At 60.3% G+C, this 20,637-nt stretch carries 19 protein-coding genes; 15 read left to right on the top strand and 4 right to left on the bottom strand.

Going from position 1 to position 20,637, the window contains the following annotated elements; genetic code table 11:
- A partial coding sequence (locus tag K5E37_RS08370) for an ABC transporter permease (protein WP_221533581.1) occupies positions 1-1,290 on the bottom strand: 1,290 nt, incomplete at its 3' end.
- 303 nt (positions 1,291-1,593) lie between these two features.
- Between K5E37_RS08370 and K5E37_RS08375 the strand changes: the two genes are divergently transcribed.
- The gene (locus K5E37_RS08375; protein ID WP_011331920.1) at positions 1,594-2,607 is read left to right on the top strand and encodes an ABC transporter substrate-binding protein; all 1,014 of its coding nucleotides are present in this window, start codon (positions 1,594-1,596) and stop codon (positions 2,605-2,607) included.
- A 39-nt stretch (positions 2,608-2,646) separates the two neighbouring features.
- Here the strand turns inward: K5E37_RS08375 and K5E37_RS08380 are convergent, their stop codons facing one another.
- The gene (locus K5E37_RS08380; RefSeq protein ID WP_085608580.1) at positions 2,647-3,567 is read right to left on the bottom strand and encodes a LysR family transcriptional regulator; all 921 of its coding nucleotides are present in this window, start codon (positions 3,565-3,567) and stop codon (positions 2,647-2,649) included.
- Positions 3,568-3,747: 180 nt separating this feature from the next.
- Between K5E37_RS08380 and K5E37_RS08385 the strand changes: the two genes are divergently transcribed.
- On the top strand, positions 3,748-4,668 hold the full coding sequence (locus K5E37_RS08385; protein ID WP_221533582.1) for a TauD/TfdA family dioxygenase: 921 nt from the start codon (positions 3,748-3,750) through the stop codon (positions 4,666-4,668).
- Positions 4,669-4,805: 137 nt separating this feature from the next.
- Here the strand turns inward: K5E37_RS08385 and K5E37_RS08390 are convergent, their stop codons facing one another.
- Both K5E37_RS08390 and K5E37_RS08395 read right to left on the bottom strand, forming a co-directional pair.
- Positions 4,806-6,416 carry an alkaline phosphatase family protein gene (locus K5E37_RS08390; protein ID WP_007952789.1) on the bottom strand — a complete coding sequence of 537 codons (1,611 nt, stop codon included), beginning with the start codon at positions 6,414-6,416 and terminating at the stop codon, positions 4,806-4,808.
- Between the two features lie 190 nt (positions 6,417-6,606).
- The gene (locus K5E37_RS08395) at positions 6,607-7,551 is read right to left on the bottom strand and encodes a LysR family transcriptional regulator (protein ID WP_221533583.1); all 945 of its coding nucleotides are present in this window, start codon (positions 7,549-7,551) and stop codon (positions 6,607-6,609) included.
- 165 nt (positions 7,552-7,716) lie between these two features.
- Here K5E37_RS08395 and K5E37_RS08400 point away from each other — a divergent pair, with 165 nt between their 5' ends.
- The 13 genes from K5E37_RS08400 to K5E37_RS08460 all read left to right on the top strand — a co-directional run bounded on the left by K5E37_RS08400 (position 7,717) and on the right by K5E37_RS08460 (position 20,595).
- Positions 7,717-10,077 carry a TonB-dependent receptor gene (locus K5E37_RS08400; protein ID WP_221533584.1) on the top strand — a complete coding sequence of 787 codons (2,361 nt, stop codon included), beginning with the start codon at positions 7,717-7,719 and terminating at the stop codon, positions 10,075-10,077.
- A gap of 23 nt (positions 10,078-10,100) precedes the next feature.
- On the top strand, positions 10,101-11,444 hold the full coding sequence (locus tag K5E37_RS08405; protein ID WP_221533585.1) for an aryl-sulfate sulfotransferase: 1,344 nt from the start codon (positions 10,101-10,103) through the stop codon (positions 11,442-11,444).
- Positions 11,445-11,625: 181 nt separating this feature from the next.
- Positions 11,626-11,952: a hypothetical protein gene (locus K5E37_RS08410; RefSeq protein WP_039764506.1), complete on the top strand. Its 327-nt coding sequence runs from the start codon at positions 11,626-11,628 to the stop codon at positions 11,950-11,952.
- A 379-nt stretch (positions 11,953-12,331) separates the two neighbouring features.
- Positions 12,332-13,144 carry an energy transducer TonB gene (locus K5E37_RS08415; protein WP_221533586.1) on the top strand — a complete coding sequence of 271 codons (813 nt, stop codon included), beginning with the start codon at positions 12,332-12,334 and terminating at the stop codon, positions 13,142-13,144.
- Positions 13,145-13,189: 45 nt separating this feature from the next.
- The gene (locus tag K5E37_RS08420; RefSeq protein ID WP_221533587.1) at positions 13,190-13,915 is read left to right on the top strand and encodes a MotA/TolQ/ExbB proton channel family protein; all 726 of its coding nucleotides are present in this window, start codon (positions 13,190-13,192) and stop codon (positions 13,913-13,915) included.
- A 1-nt stretch (position 13,916) separates the two neighbouring features.
- The gene (locus K5E37_RS08425; RefSeq protein WP_003220570.1) at positions 13,917-14,318 is read left to right on the top strand and encodes a biopolymer transporter ExbD; all 402 of its coding nucleotides are present in this window, start codon (positions 13,917-13,919) and stop codon (positions 14,316-14,318) included.
- A gap of 168 nt (positions 14,319-14,486) precedes the next feature.
- Positions 14,487-15,068: an alpha/beta hydrolase gene (locus K5E37_RS08430; RefSeq protein WP_007952774.1), complete on the top strand. Its 582-nt coding sequence runs from the start codon at positions 14,487-14,489 to the stop codon at positions 15,066-15,068.
- Between the two features lie 57 nt (positions 15,069-15,125).
- On the top strand, positions 15,126-16,058 hold the full coding sequence (locus K5E37_RS08435; protein WP_085608587.1) for a sigma 54-interacting transcriptional regulator: 933 nt from the start codon (positions 15,126-15,128) through the stop codon (positions 16,056-16,058).
- Positions 16,059-16,224: 166 nt separating this feature from the next.
- Positions 16,225-17,022: a MetQ/NlpA family ABC transporter substrate-binding protein gene (locus K5E37_RS08440; protein ID WP_011331930.1), complete on the top strand. Its 798-nt coding sequence runs from the start codon at positions 16,225-16,227 to the stop codon at positions 17,020-17,022.
- Between the two features lie 598 nt (positions 17,023-17,620).
- On the top strand, positions 17,621-18,286 hold the full coding sequence (locus K5E37_RS08445) for an amino acid ABC transporter permease (protein ID WP_007918712.1): 666 nt from the start codon (positions 17,621-17,623) through the stop codon (positions 18,284-18,286).
- Positions 18,267-18,926: an amino acid ABC transporter permease gene (locus tag K5E37_RS08450; RefSeq protein ID WP_221533588.1), complete on the top strand. Its 660-nt coding sequence runs from the start codon at positions 18,267-18,269 to the stop codon at positions 18,924-18,926. The genes K5E37_RS08445 and K5E37_RS08450 overlap by 20 nt, the downstream gene beginning before the upstream one ends.
- On the top strand, positions 18,923-19,720 hold the full coding sequence (locus K5E37_RS08455; RefSeq protein WP_085608589.1) for an amino acid ABC transporter ATP-binding protein: 798 nt from the start codon (positions 18,923-18,925) through the stop codon (positions 19,718-19,720). Before K5E37_RS08450 ends, K5E37_RS08455 begins: the two co-directional genes overlap by 4 nt.
- A complete protein-coding gene (locus tag K5E37_RS08460; RefSeq protein ID WP_221533589.1) occupies positions 19,717-20,595 on the top strand; it encodes a transporter substrate-binding domain-containing protein in 879 nt (292 codons plus the stop codon). The genes K5E37_RS08455 and K5E37_RS08460 overlap by 4 nt, the downstream gene beginning before the upstream one ends.
- The last annotated feature ends 42 nt before the right edge of the window (positions 20,596-20,637 follow it).

The raw sequence follows: 20,637 nt of genomic DNA on the forward strand, positions 1-20,637 counted from the left end.
GAGTTGCGGCGAGAGGTTGGCGACGCTGCGTTGGGTCGCGACAAACAACGGAAAGAAAGCGGCGAGGGCGACGAATACCCACTTCGCCAGTTCGCCCAGCCCGAACCACGCGGTGAGCAGAGGCACCCAGGCAAAAATCGCGATCTGGCGCAGGGCGGCGAGGGTCGGGCCGAGTACGCGTTCGCTGGTGCGCGACAGACCCAGCAATAAACCCAGCACGAGGCCGAGGCCGCCGCCAATCAACAGGCCACCAAGTGTGCGGCCCAGGCTCAGGGCCATGCCGGAGATCAACGTGCCGTCGAGCAATCCGTTTTTCGTCGCCTCAAGCACCACCCACGGGCTGACCAGAATGTTGGCATCGATCCATTGCTGATCGACCGCCAGTTGCCACAATGCAAACAGCGCCAGCGGCAGCAGCCACGGCTGCACGCGTTGCCAGCCTTCGTAGCGCGGGCCGCGACGAATCTCCGCCGTGGCTGGGTGCGGCCAGTGCACCAGTTTCCTGTCCAGCAGACCGATGCCGCGATCCATCGCCACACCGATCAGGCCGATCACTACGATGCACACGAAGACGATGTCGAGCATGAACAGCTGACGCGCCCAGACCATCAGGTAACCGATGCCTTCGCTGGAGGCCAGCAGCTCGACGGCAAGCAACGACGTCCAGCCAGCGGCCAGTGCCAGACGCACGCCGGCCATGAACGCTGGCAGCGCGGCGGGCAGCACCAGTCGGCGGATCAACAAGCGTGGCGGCAGACGTAAAACCGCGGCGGCTTCACGCAGTTTGGGTTGCGCATCGCGTACGCCGACCAGTGTGTGCAAAGTCACCGGCACCACGATGGCCTTGACCAGCACCACCAGTTTCAGCGTTTCGCCGATGCCGAAAAACACCATGAACAGCGGAATCCACGCCAGCGTCGGCACCTGGGCCAGGCCGGCGAAGGTCGGGAAGATCAGGCGTTCGAGACGACGGCTGAAGCCCAGCGCCGCACCGAGTACCGCGCCGGCGGTAACGCCCGCCAGCAGGCCCCAGAACAACCGTTGCAGACTGATCCACAAATGGCTCCATAACTCGCCCTGGGACAACTCGATCGCGCTGTTCCACACCAGCGATGGCGCCGGCAGGATCTGTTCGCTCATCCATTGATTGCGCGCCGCCAGCCACCATAGGGCGAACAGTCCGAGCGGCAATATCCAGGGTAAAACGCGGTGGCTCAGGCTTGGCCAGGTTCGCCGGCTTTTCAACGGCGGTGCGGCCAGTGGCAGGCTGAGCAGGGATTCACGGGCCATGGTGACCTCCGTTGTCGGGTTGGATCGAGTCAGCGGAATTAGCTAAAAACAAATTGTTATAAGTGAGTTGGAAAATAATCATTTTGGAGATAAGCAGCGCCATTTAAGGCCTCCAGCCCGGCGCGCATCCAATGCATTTGAAGAATATTTTCGATGCTCTCCATGCATACGGCTCTGCATGTCCCGACTTTGCTGGCTTAGCTTGAAAAGCTATAAAAATGTGCTTTTTAAGTATTTAAACGCTGATACGGATTGCGCCTACTTTCGGCTCCTCAATGCCCGCCGTGATCAGGAGCCGCACCCATGAACCTTCCCTTCAAACGTGTCATCAGTCTGTTTGCCGCGCCGGCGCTGGCGGGTCTGCTGGCGTTCTCTGCCCAGGCCGACGAGCTCAAGGAAATCAGGATTGCCGTGCCTGATCTGAGCGCGGGTACTCAACACAGCGGCGGGGGCATCGTGGACGTGCTGCGCGATCAGCAGATCTTCGAAAAGGCCTTCGCCGATCAGGGCATCAAGATTCAGTGGAGCTTCTTCAAGGGCGCCGGGCCGGTGATCAACGAGGCGTTCGCCAACGGTCAGGTGGATCTGGCCTATCTCGGAGATCTGGCGGCCATCATCGGCAAGTCCAACGGTCTGGATACGCGCCTGCTCAGCGCCAGCGCCCGGGGTGTGAAGCAATACCTGGGCGTGGTGCCGGGTTCGGGGATCAAGACGCTGCAGGATCTCAAAGGCAAGCGCGTGGCGATCTTCCGGGGCACCGCGACCCAGCTGTCGTTCGATGCGGCGCTGGCCAGCGTGGGCCTGAGCGAGAAGGACGTGAAAGTGATCAACCTCGATTTCAACGCAGCGGTTGCGGCGCTGGCGGCGAAGCAGATCGATGCGTCGTGGGGCAGTTCCGGGCTGACTGCATTGCAGGCCAAAGGCCTGGCCGAGTTGCCGCTTAACACCAAAGACCTCGGTGGCGCCGGTAGTGTGCAGTCGGTGCTGGTTGGTACCGGCAAGTTTGTCGACGGGCATCCGGAAGCCGTGGCGAAGCTGCTCAAGGCGCAGCAGCAGGCGGTGGAGTGGCTGACTCAGGACAGCAACAAGGACGCTTACGTGCAGCTTGTGTCGGGACTCGCGAGCTATCCGCCAGTGATCCTGACCCAAGATCTGAAGGATCAGAATCTGAGCGAAGTGTTCCCGTCGACACTGGACCCGCTGTTCCTCGAAAACCTGCAGGGCAAGGTGGATCTGGCGGCGCAGCAGAAGCTGATTCGCAAGCCGTTCAAGGTGAACGAGTGGGTGGCGCCTGAGCTGGCGGCCGCGAAGCTCTGAGTCATGCAGTCATTCCCGCGCAAGGCGTGGGAATGACCCTCAAACCGCGACGCTGATCGCCTGTTTATCCACCGCCACCAGCGTCTCGATCATCGCCCGCGCCGCCGGTGACAGCCGGAATCCCGTGCGGCTCACTATCCCGCATCGCGCATTCATGCTCTCCAGGTTCTGCGGCAGATTGCGCCAGTGCAGCAGCGCCAGCGAGCCTTGGGCGATGTCCTCGACAAACGCCTCTTCAGTGCCCACGCCAATCGCGTCGGATTGCAGCACCACTTTCACCAGCGCTGGAAAATGCTCGGTCTCGATGGTCGGTGAGAAATCGATCCGCCCGCTGAGATTTGCCAGCAGTTTGCGAATGCCCGGCGGGATCAGCGTGGTCGCCAGCGGGTAGTCGAACATGTCGTTGGTCGACAGGCTTTCCTTGGCCAGCAGCGGATGCCCCGGCCGACAGAAAAACACCCCGCGCTTGGGTGTCAGCGGCTGGGTCTGGAAGTTCGGGTCGGACTCGAAATGGCGGATGTCGGCGATGAAGAATTCGATCTCTTCGCGGCTCAGGGCGCGGCTGAGTTTTTCCCAGTTATCCACCTGAAAACAGGTGCGCACTTTCGGGTGCGCATTGATGAATTGCGCCACCGCGTCCGGCACCAGTTTTACCGCCGGCGCCGGGCCGCAACCGAAGTGCAGTTCGCCAGCGTCGAGCTTGGTCATCTGCGTCACTTCGGCGCTGAGTAATGCGGCGCCCTGCACCAGGGTCAGGGCGTGTTGCAGAACCACCTGGCCTTCGGGCGTGGGGCGCAGATCCTTGTTGCCGCGATCCACCAGCACGCAGCCGAACTCCTGCTCCAGCCCCTGAATACTGCGGCTGAACGCCGGTTGAGTGATGCCCATGGCGTCAGCCGCACGGACAAAACTGCGGTGTTCGTTGAGGGCGATGAAGTAGCGCAACTGGCGAAGATCCATATGCTTTTCCGGCATCCTAAAAATAGCTCGAAGGCATTTGCGACGAGGTTGCTTGAGGTTTTAAATGCAAGCTCTTATTCCGTCAACGAAGCATGTGAATATCTATTAGATGTAAATGGAATATAGATAGAGCGTTGTTTCGCTGCCGTCCAACCGCAAGCAGTCGATGAGGGTCTACCCATGAGCAATGCCGCACTCGCTGTAAAACCCGCTGTCCACGCGCTGGACATTCATCCGGTGGCCGGTCGTATCGGCGCCGAAATCCGTGGCGTGCACTTGTCCGGTGAACTGGATGCCGCGACGGTTGAAGCCATTCAACAGGCGCTGATTCAGTACAAGGTCGTTTTCTTCCGCGAGCAGACCCAGCTTGACGATCAACGTCAGGAAGCCTTCGCGCATCTGCTCGGCGAGCCCGTGGCGCACCCGACCGTGCCGTCCCGCGAGGGCACCCGTTATCTGCTGGAACTGGACGGCGCCGAAGGGCAGCGCGCCAACTCCTGGCACACCGACGTGACCTTCGTCGATGCCTACCCGAAAGCCTCGATCCTGCGCTCGGTGGTGGCTCCGGCGTTCGGTGGCGACACGCTGTGGGCGAACACCGCGACCGCGTACAACGAACTGCCGACGGAATTGCGTGAGCTGGCAGACAAGCTGGTGGCCGTGCACAGCAACGAGTACGACTATGCCGCCGTGAAGCCGGACGTGTCGGCGGAGAAGCTCGAGCGTTATCGCAAGATCTTCACCTCGACCGTTTACGAGACTGAACATCCGGTGGTTCGTGTACACCCGATCAGCGGCGAAAAGAGCTTGCTGCTGGGGCACTTCGTCAAACGCATCAAGGGTCACTCCCAGGCTGATTCGGCGCACCTGTTCGGCTTGTTGCAGAGTCATGTGATTCGTCAGGAAAACACCGTGCGCTGGCGCTGGAAGGCCGGTGACGTGGCGATCTGGGATAACCGCTCGACGCAGCATTATGCGATTGATGATTACGGCACTCAGGATCGTGTGGTGCGTCGGGTGACGCTCAAAGGGGAAGTGCCGGTCGGGGCGAATGGGCAGCGTAGCCAGACCATCAAAGGCGCAGAAATCGTCGGCGTCTGACTGATCGTTCCCACGTCGAGGCGTCGAACCGTCTGCGTGGGAATGCCTCAAGGGACGCTCTGCGTCCGCTTTGGGACGCGGAGCGTCCCGGGCTGCATTCCCACGCGGAGCGTGGGAACGATCAACAACAATCTCAATCACCAGACGCCAATCTGAACGAGCTTCTCGGTCTCCGGCTCCCCATAACGAAACCGCTGCCCACGCAAATCAATCTCCTGATGACTGATGGTCGTGCGCCGCTTCAACCCGCGCACCCACTCGAACAGATACCCCGCATGCTCCTCGCGCACTGCCGCATACGCCGGATCAGCGCCCAGATCCTGCAGCTCCTGCGGGTCATTCAACAGATCGAAAAGCTGCGGCCGGAAGCCGTCGTACGCCAGGTATTTCCAGCGCTCGCTGCGCACCATGGTCATGCGGCAGCGGTCGATCGGCTGGCCCAGTCGCTCACGTGCCGGGGCCTGGAAGGCATAGTCGTATTCGCTGATCGCATAGCGGCGCCAGTCAGGACTTTCACCGTGCAGCAGCGGAATCAACGAGCGACCCTCCAGTCGATGCTCGGCGCCCCTCACACCCAGCGCTTCGAGAAAGGTCGGCACGCCGTCGATGGTTTCCGCCAGGCGTTCGTCCACCGTGCCCCGCGTGACATCCGCCGCCGCACGCGGGTCGCGCACGATCAGGGGGACGCCCACCGCCTGCTCCAGCAAAAACTCCTTCTCGCCCAGCCAGTGATCGCCCAGAAAGTCGCCGTGATCGCTGGTGAACACGATCAGCGTGTCCTCCCAGCGACCGTTGCTTTGCAGGAAATCGAACAGCCGCCCCAACTGATCATCGACCTGTTTGACCAGGCCCATGTACGTCGGGATTACGTTCAGTCGTACCGGATCTTTGGAGAAATTCAGGCTTTCCTCATGCTGGCGAAAGGCCTGATAGACCGGGTGGTCGCTTGGAGAGGCATTACGTACCGGTTCGAGAATCGATTTCGTACTGTACAAGGTGTGGTATGGCGCCGGTACGATGTAGGGCCAGTGGGGTTTGATATAGGACAGGTGTAAAAACCACGGTTTTTCACCTTGCTCACCGATGAAGTCGATGGCTCGATTTGTAGTGTAGACAGTCTCTGAATGTTGCTCGGGAATTCGCGCTGGCAAATGGGCATTGCGCATTTTCCAGCCGCTGAGGATTTCGCCGTTGTCGCCTTCGGCCGCGTTGGCCCAGTCGTGCCAGGGGTTACGCCCTTCGAAACCCTGCTCGCGCAGGTAATGGGTGTAGGGCGCGGATTCGCGCTTGTCATCGAACAGCGGGTCGTCGGGGAAGATGCCGTCGTGACGAAAGTACGGTTCGAAGCCGACTTCGTTGAGCACTTCGGCCTGGGCGCTTTCGGGGTTGATCGCCAACCGCTGCAAGGCGTCCACATTGGCCGTGGCGTGGGTCTTGCCGACCAGTGCAGTACGAATGCCGTGGGGCCGCAGGTAATCGCCGATGGTCAGTTCTTCCAGCGGCAGCGGCACCGCGTTCCACGCCACCTGATGGCTGCTGACATAGCGCCCGGTGTAGGCCGACATCCGCGACGGCCCGCAGATCGTGCCCTGTGTATAGGCGCGGCTGAAGCGCACACCGGCGGCGGCCAGGCGATCGATGTTCGGGGTGTGCAGGTGCGGGTGGCCGTAGCAGGACAGGTAATCGCGGCGCAGCTGATCGCACATGATGTACAGCACGTTGCGCACAGGGTTTTGCGGGTTGGACATGGGGTTCACCAGTCAGAAAGACAGGCGAGGTTTTTCGCTTTCGGCGAGGGTGTTCGGCAAGTGCATTCGGGGAATGTGTTTCATGCAAGAAATGCATTGGCGCCTGTACCGGCCTCTTCGCGAGCAAGCCCGCTCCCACAGGAGTACGCGTTCCAGATGTGGGAGCGGGCTTGCTCGCGAAGGCGGTGCGTCAGACGGCAAAATTGTCCAGTGAACACAGTTCTTCTTCCACCGCATCGATCGCCTTGATCTGCTCGATCATCGCCTCGGCCAACGGTGACAAGCGATACCCGGCGCGGCTGACAATTCCGTAACGGGTGTAAAGCTCCTCCAGATCATCCGCCAACCCTTCGACCTTCAAGCACACCAGTTCACCTCGGGCTTGATGCAGTGCATCCGAATAGGCGCCAACGATGCCGATCGCATCGGAGCGCAACACCACGCCGAGCAGACTGGCGCTGTTCTCGCACTCCACGTTCGGGACGAAATCCGGGCGGCCACTAAGATCGACGATGACCTTGCGCAGGTTTGGCGGACGAATGCTCACGGCCAGTGGATAACTCATCAATTGCTCGGCCGTGACCCGATCCGATGCGGCCAGCGGATGCCCGGCGCGGCAGCAGAAATGCCATTTGCGCGGTCGCAACCGGTGGGTCAGATAATCCGGATCTGCCTCGAAGTGGCGGGTGTCGGCGACGAAGAATTCGAACTCTTCGCTCAGCAGCCGTTTGCTCAGGCTCTGCCAGTCATCGACCTGGTAATGCACCCGCGCTTTCGGGTAGCGGCCGATGAAGCTGCCGATCGCTCGCGGGATCAATCCTGCCGCCGGCGCCGGGCCGCAACCGAAGCGCAATTCCCCCGCCTCCAGCCCGTTGAACTGGCTGATCTCGTTGGCCATCTGCTGCGCACCGCTGACCAGTCGCCGCGCATGTTCAAGCAGCACCTGGCCCTGTTTGGTCGGTGGCAATTCCTTGCGCCCGCGATCCACCAACTGACAACCGACGCTGTGTTCCAGCGCCTGAATGCTGCGGCTGAATGCCGACTGCGACAGGTTCACCGCCTGCGCGCCGGCGACGAAGCTGCGTTGTTCGGCGAGGGCGATGAAGTGTCTGAGCTGGCGCAAGTCGATATGCATTTTTCACATAAAAAATATCCGGGAAATGCATTGGATATGCATTAGGTCGACTCCTTATAAAGGCAATCTCTTATGCAGTAAATCTTTGTAAAAACATAAATAAATAACTTAAAAGAATATGCAGCACGGAAGATGTCTGCGTGTTTTTTGACCAGGAGCAGCCCCATGAGTCCGTTGAACCTCGCTTCACCGCCGCCGCCACGACGGCTCAAACGTCTGCCTCTGGCCCTGTTGCTGGCGGGGAGTGCCAGTTGGACTCACGGCTACGCCGCTGAGACAGAAACTCCCGCGCCGGCACCGACAGGCAAGACCGCGACCGCCACTTCGCAACTGGAAACCGTGACCGTCACCACCCGCCGTCGCGAAGAAAGTTCTCAGGACGTGCCGACGCCCATGAGCGTGGTCAGCGGCCAGACTCTGGAGACGCAGCGCGTCTACCGGATTCAGGATCTGCAGCAACTGGTGCCCAGCGTCAACGTCGCCTACATGCATGCACGCCAGTCCAGCGTGTCGATCCGGGGCCTGGGCAACAACCCGGCCAGCGACGGTCTGGAAGGCAGCGTCGGGCTGTACATCGACAACGTTTATCTGGGCCGTCCGGGGATGGCGGTGTTCGACCTGATGGACATCGAACAGCTCGAAGTCCTGCGCGGGCCGCAGGGGACTTTATTCGGCAAGAACACCACCGCCGGGGTGATCAACATCAGTACCCGCGCGCCGAGTTTCACCCCGGAGCGCAGCATCGAGACGTCGGTCGGCGAGGACGGTTACTTCCAGACCAAGGGCACGCTTTCCGGGCCGCTCAACGATCAGTTGGCCGGACGCATCTCTGCCTATCGCACCCGCAGCGACGGTGACATCAAGAACGAATTCAACGGCCATGACCTGAACGGCGGATCCCGCGACGGCTTCCGTGCGCAGCTGCTGTTCAAGCCCAACGAAAACTTCAATCTGCGCTGGATCGGTGACTACAACGAAGAGGATTCCAGCGCCGGTACGCGCGTGCTGTACAACACCGGGCCGACCATCAATGGCGTCAATCTCTACTCGGCCCGCGCCGCCGCTGCCGGTGCGACGCTGGTCAACGGCTCGCACCGCAAGGTCAATCTGGACAGCGACCAGCACGTCACCGTGCATCAGGGCGGCACGTCGGTGGAGGCCAACTGGACCCTGCCGAGCGACTTCACCCTGACCTCGGTCAGCTCGTACCGCTTCTGGAATTTCACCCCGCGCAACGACGATGGCCTCAACGTGCCGGCGACCTACAACGCCGGGGTGTCGGTGGAGGACAAACAGTATTCCCAGGAATTTCGCCTCGCGTCGCCCAAGGGCGAGTTCTTCGATTACGTCCTCGGTGCCTACTATTTCGGCTCGGACCTGGACAACAAATCCTTCGCCTATTACGGCCCGCAGGCAGACATCTGGAACGGCACGCCACGGGGTGCACTGGCCAACGTCAACAGTGTCGGCCGTGGCCATATCAAGACCGACAGCTTCGCGCTGTTCGCCCAAGGCACCTGGCACCTGACCCCGCGTCTGGATTTCACCGCCGGGGTGCGTGGCACCTATGAAGAGAAGAACGCCTGGGTCAATCGTGATGCGCCGGTCGGTGGCGCCGCTGTCACGGGTGCCGCCGCCACCGCGCGACGCGGCCGGACCGGCGCCTACGATTCCGGCGACCTGAATCAGTACAGCTCCAGCCCGTCCGGATTGCTCAACCTCAGCTATCGCTTCACCGATGATCTGCTCGGCTACGCCACCTTGTCTCACGGCGAAAAATCCGGCGGGGTCAACCTCGTGGTCGGCTCGGCCCCGACCGCTGGTGCCGACTCGTTGCTGATCGGCACCGAGCGCGCCAACAACGCCGAACTCGGCTTCAAGAGCACGCTCTGGGATCGGCGTTTGCAGCTCAACGCCAACGTGTTCTGGACTCAGGTCAACGCTTACCAGACCAACGCCTACGACGACGTCAACCGTGTGCAATACCTGACCAACGCCGGTTCAGTGCGCTCGCGCGGCGTGGAGTTCGAGAGCACCGTGATCCCGTTGCGCGGCCTGACGCTGAACTTCAACGGCTCGTACAACGACGTCAGTTACCTCTCGTACAAGGACGCGCCGTGCCCGCCGGAAGTCAGCCAGGCACCGGGTGCTCCGGCCTCGTGCGACCTCAGCGGTCATCAGGTGGTCGGCGCCTCGAAATGGATCGGCAACGCCAACGGCAAGTACGAATGGAATCTGGATAACGGCCTGCAACCTTACGTCACCGGCAGCTACGCGTTCCGCTCTAAAGCGGTGGGCACGGTCGAAGATTCCGACTATGGCCAGATCCCGAGCTATGCGGTGGTTAATCTCTCCACCGGCCTGCGCGGCGATTTCAATCAGGGTCAGTGGGACGTCTCGCTGTGGCTGAAAAACGCCTTCGACAAAACCTACTACACGACCCTGTGGACCGGCGGCAACGGCGGTTACGAAGGCCTGCTCGGTACGCCGCGCACCCTTGGCGTCACCGGTCGCTATGACTTCTGATCGACCCTTCAAGGAGCTGCATCATGTTGCGCATCAAAACCGCTTTACCGGTGTTGTTGTCCGGCGCAGTGCTCAGTGCCGGGGCGCTCGCCGCGCCCAGCGTCTACCCCACCGGCGTCACCCGTTACGACCCGGCCAAGGCCTTCAATCAATATGTGATCTTCAGCGGTGCCGACAAGCAGACGCACCTGATCGACATGAACGGCAACGAGGTCAGGAACTGGCCGCAGTCGGGTTTCCCGTCGGCGATCATCGACCCGAAACTGGTGGGTGGCGAGCGCGGCCATGTGTTGCTGCAACTGAGCGAAAAGGATCCAGGCAAGCTCGGCTCCGCCGGCAATGGCCTCGGCAATCAGAGCGTCGGCGAGCTGGACTGGAATGGCAAAGTCGTCTGGCAGTGGGGCGACAAGGCGCCCGGTGGTGCGGCGCAACAGCATCACGATCAGCGTCGCCTGAGCAACGGCAACACCGTGGTGCTGGCGAACAAGGTGCACAAGGTCAAAGGCTTCAAGGTGCCCGAGGTGATCGATGACGCGATCTATGAAGTCAGCCCCGCCGGTGCGGTGAAATGGCAGTGGCTGGCGTCGGATCACTTGAACGAATTCGGCTTCACCGCCGAGCAGTTGAAGCTGGTTCGCGCCAGTGAAAATCCGGATTACTTGCACATCAACAACCTCAGCCTGGTCGGGCCGAACAAGTGGTTCGATGCCGGCGACAAGCGCTTCAACCCGGACAACCTGCTGATCGATTCGCGCAACGCCAACTTCATCGCGATCATCGACAAACACAGCGGCAAGGTGGTCTGGCGCCTGGGGCCGAATCTGCCGTTGGCCAATCCGAAAACCGCGCAGAAAATCCCGCGCCCGGTGGACCAGTTCGTCGGTCAGCATGACGCGCACATCATCCCGGCCGGATTGCCCGGCGCGGGCAATCTGCTGGTGTTCGACAACCAGGGTTCGGCGGGTTACCCGAACGTCACGCTGGGGCTGATTTCCGGTTCGCGGGTGCTGGAGATCGACCCGGTGAAAAATGAAATCGTCTGGCAGTACAGCGCCGCCAATTCGAAGCAGCCGGGGTGGGCGTTCTACAGCTCGTTCATCAGCAGCGCGCGGCGCTTGCCCAACGGCAATACGCTGATCGATGAAGGCATGAACGGGCGGTTTTTCCAGGTGACGGCCAGTGGTGAAAACGTCTGGGAATACGTCAGCCCTTATCTGGGCAAGGCGCCGGGCAGCGACGCGATCAGCAACTGGGTCTATCGGGCCCTTCCTGTGAGTTATGACTGGGTGCCGGCAGGAACGCCGCGCTCGGAAACGGCAGTGATTGCGCCGGCCATTGGTGTGCAACAAACCAATGCCAGTCGTTAGTTATTAAGAGTCTTCCGAATCGAAATAAGTTATGAGCGACATGAATAGTGCATATAGCAATTTCGTTGAAAAGTCGCGTGGACAATAAATGAATGTCCAACCATCCTGAGTGTCGTGAGTTTCCAGGAGGAAACTTGCTCTCATCGGAAGACACTTATCCAACGATAAAGGAAATCTCGTTATGTCGAGCATTAATGGCACTTATGTAAATGCCAACTCTGGCGCCAAGCTGGTTATCACCGACGGTAATGATTCCAATGGCAGCTTCAGCGGCACCCTCAGCCAGGGTGGCGTGAATTATGACATCCGTTACGGGAACTACCACTTCCAGAACAGCACCGGCAACCCGACTACAATCGCGGTGCTGGCTCAGAACGGAAATAGTGGTTATCAGACCTGGACGCTGTTTTCGCCTGATCACAACTACGCGAAACTCCGGGCTACCGGCTCGCGCGTGAACTTCGATGGTGAAGTTGTGAATTTGGGTGGTGAGTTTCTGAAGCAATAAGAAATTCCGTAAATCGAAGGCCGATGCATTAAACATGCATCGGCCTTTTTATTTACCTCTTAAAAAGCTCGTCAACTATCACCTTGGCATTAGTTGTCACTGAATCCCGGGTCATCGATAACCCAATGCCTTGGATGAATACTTTTTATGCCAGGAAAGCATGTCGATTTCGGCGAATCGCTGGAAGCCTTGCAGGCCGTGGCTTTGGCGGAAATGACCGTTTCATATATTCCATAAGCGTCTATTCATAACATGAAAGATTACTTTCGGAGATAAGCGTCTAGCCCAATGATTGACCCATCGATCACGCCGTGGGGGATTCAACAAGCGGCGAATCGGCTACGCGAAAAAACGCAAAGAGACCGCAGGGAGTAAATCAATGGGCAATGTCCAGACCGCCGCCAGTGCACAGGAGGTGCTGTGGCGCCAGGCGCCGAGCGGCGAGTTGGTCGATCTCGGCCGGCCCCATCGTGTGCCGTTGGGGCAGCTGCGTTTGCAGCGCGCGCCCAAGGGCATTCTGAGCCGCCGCGAAACGATTCTGCTCGGCGTTCTGGCGCTGGTGGTGCATGGCGCGGTGATCTACTGGATCAACCAGCATCCGACACCGGCGCTGCCGATCGTGCCGCCGGAAATTCCACCGATGACCATCGAGTTTTCGCGCCCGGCGCCACCGGCACCACCTGTGGTTGTACCGCCACCACCGGCGCCTGTGGTCGAGCCTCCGCCACCGGTGGAGGACGAACTGGCAACCAAGCCACCACCGAAACCGAAGCCGATTCCCAAACCGAAACCGGTCGCCAAACCTGTATCGAAACCAGCGCCAAAAGCCGTCGAGCAACCCCCGGCTCCGCCACAACCGGCCGCTCCGGTCGCCGCGCCAGCGCCACCTGCACCACCGGCGCCTGCTCCGGTGACGCCGGCCTCGGCCAACGCCGCGTACCTGAAGAACCCGGCGCCGGAGTATCCGTCGCTGGCCCAGCGTCGCGGTTGGGAAGGCACGGTGTTGCTGCGGGTACACGTGTTGGCCAGCGGCAAACCGGGCGAGATCCAGATTCAGAAAAGCAGTGGCCGGCAACAGCTCGACGACGCGGCGCTGGACGCCGTGAAGCGCTGGAGCTTCGTGCCGGCCAAGCAGGGTGATGTCGCCCAGGACGGCTGGGTCAGCGTGCCTATCGATTTCAAGATTCATTAAACCGAAACCAATTTCGCGCTAAACGTTTACACGAGGGAACACATCATGACGTTACTGGCATCTCCACTGGAATCCATCGAAAGCGCGGTGATCTGGCTGCTGGTGGTCTTCTCTGTCGCCACCTGGGGCCTGGCATTGCTCAAGGCGCTGCAGTTCGGCCGGTTGAAGGCGCAGGACCGCAAATTTCACAAGCGCTTCTGGGCGGCGTCGAGTCTGGACTCCGCCGCCGAGTTGAGCGAAACCCAGCCCGGCGCGGCAGCGCGGGTGGCACAGGCCGGTTATGCGGCGATCCAGGTGGGCGAGGCGCTGCAGGCCAATGACCTGAGCCAGGCGATCAATCATCAGGATCGTCTCGAACGTGCCTTGCGCCAGCAGATCGTCCGCGAACGCCGTTCGCTGGAAACCGGTCTGGCAGTGGTCGCGAGTATTGGCAGCACCTCGCCGTTCATTGGTCTGTTCGGCACGGTGTGGGGAATCATGGAAGCGTTGAAAGGCATCAGCGCGGCAGGTTCGGCGAGCCTCGAAACGGTCGCGGGCCCCATCGGTGCAGCGCTGGTCGCCACCGGGGTGGGGATCGCGGTCGCGGTGCCGGCGGTGCTGGTTTACAACTACTTTTTGCGTCGTCTGAAACTGACGGCGGCGGATCTGGACGACTTTGCCCACGACTTCTACAGCCTGGCGCAAAAGAGCTCGTTCCGCGTGTTGATCCACCCGACCGCGCACAAGGCTGCGGCCCAGGGCAACGCAACAAAAGTGAAGGAGGCGTCCTGATATGGCCTTCTCCACGCAAGACAGCGACGAGGTGCTGAGCGAGATCAACGTGACGCCGCTGGTGGACGTGATGCTGGTGCTGCTGGTGGTGTTCATCGTCACCGCGCCGCTTTTGACCAACGCGATACCGATCAACCTGCCGAAGACCGAAGCGGTGGCGCCGGTCGAGCAGAAAGACCCGTTGGTGGTGAGCATCGACGGTGCTGGAAAACTATTTATCAACAAGGACGAAATCCAGCCGGACCTGCTGGAGTTCAACCTCAAGTCGGCCAAGGCGAAGGACCCGGAAGTGCGCGTGCAATTGCAGGCCGACGACGGGGTGAATTACGGCGAAGTGGCGCGAGCCATGGCTTCGATTGAGCGGGCGGGCATCACCAAGCTGTCGGTGATCACTGCACGATAAGGGTTTCACGTTTTTCCGGGGCCGTCTCCTTGGCAGGGTGCGGCCCCTTTTTTGCCCAATGCTTAATATTCTTTTCAGGTCTTAATAAATAGCTTCTTATTCCTTAACGAATATAAATCCCGTCCCTATACTCGTTCAGGAACAGACACGACGCAGGAGAGCTCCCCCATGCGCAACGAATCAATCCGTTATCTGATTGTGCCGGGCTGGCAAGGATCGCCAGAAGATCATTGGCAAACCCACTGGCAGAACAGCCTGCCCAACAGCGCGCGGGTGGAGCAGGCCGACTGGCTGACGCCGCGTCGTGAAGACTGGGTCGCTGCGCTGGCTGAGGCAATTGCTGCCGACAGCTCGCCGGTGATTCTCATCGCGCACAGCCTGGGCTGCATCACTGTGGCGCACTGGGCGGCCACCGCGCCGCTGCATCATTTGCGTCAGGTACGCGGGGCGCTGCTGGTTGCGCCAGCGGATGTCGAGCGTCCGGCGTGCGTGCCGGCACTGCGTAATTTCGCGCCGATCCCGACCGATCTGCTGCCCTTCCCGAGCCAGGTCGTCAGCTCCGACAACGACGCCGCCGTCAGTGCGCCGCGTGCGCTGGAACTGGCGCGCAACTGGGGCGCCGAGGCGGGGATTCTCGCGGGCGCCGGCCATATCAACGTGAAGTCCGGGCATCAACGCTGGGAGCAGGGATTCGCTTATCTGTATCGCCTGCAAAACCGCATGGAACATCACGCCCGGCGCCGTGCCTGATCACTTTTATTTTTTTCAACGCCCCCGTCTCCCGGCGATTTGGGGCGGGAGTCTGCCATGAGTTTTGAAACCTTCGGTCAGCCGTTGCTGACCTTTCCCGATGCGGAAAAAAGTCCCCTGAGCATCCGCGCCAAGGCGCTGGTGTTCGTCGATCCACGCTCGCGTCAGTTGCGCGAGGAAATGGCCCAGCTCGCACCGCGCTCGACCTCTGTGTTGATTCACGGCGAGACCGGCACCGGCAAGGAATTGCTCGCCCGCCACATACACCGCGCCAGTGATCGCAGCGGGCTGTTTGTCTCGGTCAATTGCGGGGCGATCAGCCCGACCTACGCCGATGCGGAGTTGTTCGGCTACGCCGCCGGCAGCTACAGCGGATCGGCCAGCAGTCGCGCCGGCTGGTTCGGTTCGGCCAACGGCGGCACCTTGTACCTGGACGAGATCGGCGACCTGCCGCTGCCGATCCAGATCAAATTGCTTTCCGCCCTGGAAAACCACGAAGTCACCCGCGTCGGTGCACATCAACCAAGCCCCGTGGACGTGCGCCTGGTCGCTGCGACCAGCATCGATCTGGCCCAAGCAGTGGCGGCGGGGAAATTCCACGAGCGGCTTTATCACTATCTCAGCGAAGGGCATCTGGAACTGCCGGCATTGCGCGCGCGGGTCGGCGACATTCTGTCGTTGGCCGAGTACTTCCTTGGCATCTACAGCCAGCGCCTGGATCTGCCGGTGCCGCTGATCAGCGAAGCGGCGCAACAGGTGCTGGAGCAGCACAGCTGGCCGGGCAACACCCGGGAGCTGGAAAACGTCATTCATTTTGCGCTGCTGGTGAGTACCGGCGACGAAATTCTGCCAGAACACCTGAACCTGCCCGAGGTGTCTGGGCCGCTGGTTCAGATCGAACGTCAAGTGGCGAACATCAGCCTCAACGGCACCGTCGACGAACGTAAGGCATTGAAAGAATTGCTGTTGAGCCTGAGCGAGGCGTTGTAACCATTTTGTTCAACATGAACAAAATGGAATATGAAGCTGAATAAACGTTATTGTCCGGGAATAAAAAATCCCGGTATTGTCCGCTTCACGCCAGCAGTAGCACATCGCTGGCACACGTATTAATGCCGTCGTCGATGACGACCGTGATTTTCGATAAGGACACTGCATGAAAAAGGTTCTGTTGTTTACCGCATTGGCGGCTGCTCTGACTGCTTCCCTGGCCCAGGCCGGCGAGAAACTGGTGGTTGCTGCGACGCCGGTACCGCACGCCGAGATCCTCGAACTGATCAAGCCGACCCTCGCCAAAGAAGGCGTGGATCTGGAAATCAAGGTCTTCACCGACTACGTGCAGCCGAACGTACAGGTGGGCGAGAAGCGTCTGGACGCCAACTACTTCCAGACCAAGCCTTACCTGGACAGCTTCAACGCCGGCAAATACAAGGACGACAAGGCCAAGTACCTGGTGACCGTGCAAGGTGTTCACGTTGAACCGTTCGGTGGCTACTCGAGCAAGTACAAGACCCTGGCCGAACTGCCGGACGGCGCCACCATCGCCATTCCGAACGAAGGCAGCAACAGCGGTCGTGCACTGATCCTGCTGCAGAAGGCTGGCCTGATCGAGCTGAAAGATCCTAAGAACGCTCTGGCCACGCCAAAAGACATCGCCAAGAACCCGCACAACTTCAAGTTCAAGGAACTGGAGTCGGCCCTGCTGCCGCGCGTTCTGAAAGAAGTCGATCTGGACATGATCAACACCAACTACGCGCTGGAAGCCAAGTTGAACCCGACCAAGGACGCCCTGGTGATCGAAGGCGCGGATTCGCCTTACGTGAACTTCCTGGTCGCCCGTGAAGACAACAAGAACAGCGACGCCATCAAGAAACTGGCCGCTGCCCTGACCAGCCCTGAAGTCAAAGCGTTCATCGAGAAGAAGTACAACGGCGCGGTACTGCCGGCGTTCTGATCCGACGCAACAGCAACCCCCTTCAAGGTTGAAAAAAACGCCGATGATCAGCGATGGTCATCGGCGTTTTTGTGTGTGCGTTTGCGATGATCGTTCCCACGCTCTGCGTGGGAATGCCTCATCGGACGCTCTGCGTTCGGCTCTTGATGGGACACGGAGCGTCCCGGGCTGCATTCCCACGCGGAAGGTTCGACGCCTCGACGTGGGAACGATCGAAGTGGGGGCTACGCAGCGCTGGTTTTCAACGCCCTGCGCAAGGCCACCAGCCATTTCACGAAATCCTGCGGGTCCGGTCGCTGCGGCACTTTTACGTCCATGTTCTCTTCCTTGTTATGGGGTCGGCCGGGGGAGTCTGGCCAAAAGCTGTTCGTCCTTGGAGGGCTTTTACGAAAAAAAGATCCGTCCTACAGCGAAAGGAAAAATAGCCTTCTTATTCTGTCGGGGCAAACCCGCAGGATAGTTTTTTGCGTGATATCAATATGCTTTAACGGTATTTAAATTCTTTTTCTTATACCTTTAAAGTCGGTGCCTGCCGGACAGTTACCCGCTGTCCATGGACTGCACCACCGTCGCTTACCGAGCGGCGTCAGGATGTTTCATGACCTTCGATTACGCATTTATCCTCAGCACCCTGCCGGCGTTTCTCAAAGCCGTGGGCGTGACGCTGCAGGTCGGTTTGATCGCCATTGGCACCTCGCTGCTGGTGGCATTGCTCAATGCGACGATTCTGGTGTTCCGCACGCCTTACCTGCAAAAACTGGTCGGGCTGTATGTGGAGCTGGCGCGCAACACGCCGCTGCTGATCCAGTTGTTCTTCGTCTACTTCGCGCTGCCGGCGCTGGGGATCAAGGTTTCCGGTTTCACTGCGGCGATCATCACCATGACTTTTCTCGGCGGCGCCTACCTCACCGAAGTGCTGCGCGCCGGCGTCGATGCGGTGCCTCAGGCGCAACTGGAATCCGGTCGCTCCATCGGCTTGTCCCACGGCCAGTTGCTGCGCTACGTGATCCTGCCGCAAGCCGGAATCCTCAGCCTGCCGTCGCTGTTCGCCAACTTCATTTTCCTGCTCAAGGAGACCACCGTGGTCTCGGCCGTGGCGGTGCCGGAAATTCTCTACACCACCAAAAGCTACATCGCGCTCTACTACAAGACCTACGAAATGCTCGCCGTGCTGACGCTGATCTGCGTGCTGTTGTTCCTGCCGCTGTCGCTGCTGTTGAGCCGTCTGGAAAGGAGGCTCCAACATGGCCAGTTCGGGTCTTGAACTGCTCTGGGTGTCGTTGCCGCAGTTGGCAAAAGGCGCCGGGCAAACCCTGTCGATCTCGTTCCTGAGCATCGCCATCAGCACCGTCGGCGGCGTGCTCTACGGCGTGCTGCGCACACTCAACGTGCGATGGCTGAACGCGCTGCTGCGGATCTATCTGGAACTGTTCCGGGCGATCCCGGTGCTGGTCTGGTTGTACCTGCTGTTTTTCGGTCTGCCGATTTTCTTCGGCCTGAGCCTGCCGAGCTTCTGGTGCGCGGTGCTGGTGCTGTCGCTGTGGGGCGCCAGCGAGGTGGGCGAAGTGGCGCGCGGTGCGTTGCATTCGTTGCCGCGCGGGCAGCGTGAGGCGGGGCTGTCGATCGGTCTGAACGCGGCGCAACTCTACGGTTACGTGCTGCTGCCCCAGGCGCTGAAGCGCATGACGCCGCCGACCATCAACGTCTACACGCGGATCATCAAGACCAGTTCGCTGGCGGTGCTGATCGGCGTGGTGGATGTGATCAAGGTCGGCCAGCAGATCATCGAACGGACCTACGAATCAGTGCTGATCTACGGCGCGCTGTTCCTGTTTTTCTTTTTCATCTGCTACCCGCTGTCGGCCGCCTCGCGTGCGCTGGAGCGGCGCTGGACGCAAGCATGAGCGCATTGATCGAGTTTCAGGGCTTCAACAAATTCTTCGGCGAACAGCAGGTGCTCAAGGGCATCGACCTGCAAGTGAAGTCCGGCGAAGTCATCGTCATCCTCGGCCCCAGCGGCTGCGGCAAAAGCACCCTGCTGCGCTGCCTCAACGGTCTGGAAACCGCCCACAGTGGCTCTCTGAAATTCGCCGGCCGCGAATTGCTGGATAAGGCCACCGACTGGCGCGAAGTACGTCAGCAGATCGGCATGGTGTTCCAGAGTTATCACCTGTTTCCGCACATGAGCGTGCTCGATAATTTGCTGCTCGGCCCGCTCAAGGTGCAGAAGCGCGAACGCCGCGAAGCACAGCAGCAAGCTGAAGCGTTGCTTGAGCGCGTGGGCCTGTCGGACAAGCGTGACGCCTTCCCGCGCCAGCTCTCCGGTGGCCAGCAGCAACGCATCGCCATCGTCCGCTCGTTGTGCATGAACCCGCGGGTCATGCTCTTCGACGAAGTCACCGCCGCCCTTGATCCGGAGATGGTCAAGGAAGTGCTGGAAGTGATTCAGGGCCTGGCCCGCGAAGGCATGACCCTGCTTATCGTCACCCACGAAATGGCCTTCGCCCGCGCGGTGGCCGATCGCATCGTGTTCATGGATGCCGGGCGCATCCTTGAACAGAACCCGCCCGAGCTTTTCTTTACGAACCCGCAAACCGCACGCGCGCAGCAGTTCCTGGAGAAGTTCTCCTACGTTGAAGCACTGCCTTCAACGACTTCGCCCAAAACGACTCAACCCAAGGAACTGGAACTGCCATGAAAACTGCCAAAGCCCTATTTGCTTTACCGCTGATCAGCCTTGCGCTGCTGGCCGGCTGCAACAAGACCGAAGAACCGGCCAAGCCGAAAGTCGCCAGCGAAAGCACCGCGCCGGCCGGTTACCTGGACAAGATCAAGGCCCGCGACAAACTGATCGTTGGCGTATTCACCGACAAACCGCCGTTCGGTTTCGTCAACGAAGCGGGGCGTTACGTCGGCTTCGATACCGACATCGGCCGTCAATTCGCCAAGGATCTGCTGGGCGACGAAAACAAGGTCGAGTTCGTGGCCGTCGAGCCGGCGAGCCGCATTCCGTTCCTGCAAAGCGACAAGGTCGACCTGATCCTCGCCAACATGACCGTGACCCCGGAGCGCAAGGAAGCGGTGGAATTCACCAATCCGAACCTCAAGGTCGCGGTGCAGGCGTTGGTGCCCCAAGGCAGCGAAGTGAAGAAACTGGATGACCTGGCGACCCGCACCACCATCGTCACCACCGGCACTACCGCCGATATCTGGCTGACCAAGAACCACCCGGACTGGAAACTGCTGAAGTTCGAGAAAAACTCCGAGTCCCTGCAAGCCCTGGCCAACGGCCGTGGCGATGCCTACGCGCAGGACAATCTGGTGCTGTTCAGCTGGGCCAAGCAGAACCCGGGCTACCGCGTGCTGGACGAAAAACTTGGCGCCGAAGCGCCGATTGCCCCGGCGGTGAAGAAGGGCAATATCGAATTGCGCGACTGGGTGAACACCGAACTGGCCAAGCTGGGCCAAGAGAAATACCTGCTCAAGCTGTATGACCAATATGTGCGCAAAGAGCTGAGTGATGACACCAAGCCAGAGAGCGTGATTGTTGAAGGCGGGAAGTGGCAGGGTTAACTCCCTGACAGATGATCGTTCCCACGCAGAGCGTGGGAACGA

The organism is Pseudomonas sp. RIT778 (assembly GCF_019718735.1).
In the GTDB taxonomy this organism is placed as follows: Bacteria; Pseudomonadota; Gammaproteobacteria; order Pseudomonadales; family Pseudomonadaceae; genus Aquipseudomonas; species Aquipseudomonas aphyarum.